Annotated in this window: 1 protein-coding gene and 1 tRNA gene; one reads left to right on the top strand and one right to left on the bottom strand. The window is 61.0% G+C overall.

The window, feature by feature from the left end; all coding sequences use genetic code 11:
* Positions 1-63 precede the first annotated feature (63 nt).
* Positions 64-145 (bottom strand) — tRNA-Leu (locus ACE03M_RS06775).
* Between the two features lie 160 nt (positions 146-305).
* Between ACE03M_RS06775 and ACE03M_RS06770 the strand changes: the two genes are divergently transcribed.
* Positions 306-926, top strand: coding sequence for an ANTAR domain-containing response regulator (locus tag ACE03M_RS06770; protein ID WP_374701013.1), 621 nt, complete (start codon positions 306-308; stop codon positions 924-926).
* Positions 927-959: the final 33 nt, after the last annotated feature.

Raw genomic sequence — 959 nt, 5'->3', positions numbered from 1 at the left:
CCCCCCCCCCCCCTCCACTGCTGCTTGGTGCCCTGTGGCAGTCCGGTGACTGCCTGGGGTAAGTACCGGATGTGGGACTCGAACCCACACGTCTCTCGACAATGCATTTTGAGTGCACCGCGTCTACCAATTCCGCCAATCCGGCTTGGTCGTGGAGCGAATCCGCGACAGGGTTGAGTTTACGACAGCTTCTCGGTGATTGCACAATCGGCGGCGGTGGTGACCATCACACGGGTGGTTACCATCACAGAAGAAACTTGGACACCGACGTCGGTGCGCGCGTGGGCCTGGTTTAGACTGGTGCCGTGCTTTCAAACAGCGAACAACCAACTTCAGATGAGTCCGTGCCGGTTCGCCGCGTCGTAGTGGCGGAAGACGAGGCCGTGATTCGTCTCGATATCGTCGAGATGCTGCGCGAGGTCGGATACGACGTCGTCGGCGAAGCCGCAGACGGCGAATCCGCAATCCGCCTGGCCGAAGAGCTGCGCCCCGATCTCGTCGTGATGGACATCAAGATGCCCATCCTCGACGGAATCTCCGCAGCAGAGAGGATCGCCAAGGCGCGCATCGCTCCGGTGGTCCTGCTGACGGCCTTTTCGCAGAAGGAGCTCGTCGAGCGAGCTCGTGATGCGGGAGCAATGGCCTACGTGGTCAAGCCCTTCACCGCTGCGGACCTCATTCCGGCCCTCGAGATCGCCTTGTCGCGTCATGCAGAGATCAGCTCACTAGAGAGCGAGATCTCCGATCTGACCGAACGCTTCGAAACCCGCAAGGTCGTCGAACGCGCGAAGAGCCTGCTCCAGACCTCGATGGGTCTGAGTGAGCCCGAGGCCTTCCGTTGGATCCAGAAGACTTCGATGGATCGTCGCCTGACCATGCGTGAGGTCGCGGACACCGTTCTCAAACAGATCGGCTCAGACAAGTAGCCAGCATCCGTCCCAACACACACTGAGGCCGGC

The sequence above is a fragment of the Brevibacterium sp. AGC70 genome, from assembly GCF_057334195.1.
Note: the sequence above shows the minus strand (reverse complement) of the source record. Positions and strands in the feature narration are given on the sequence as shown.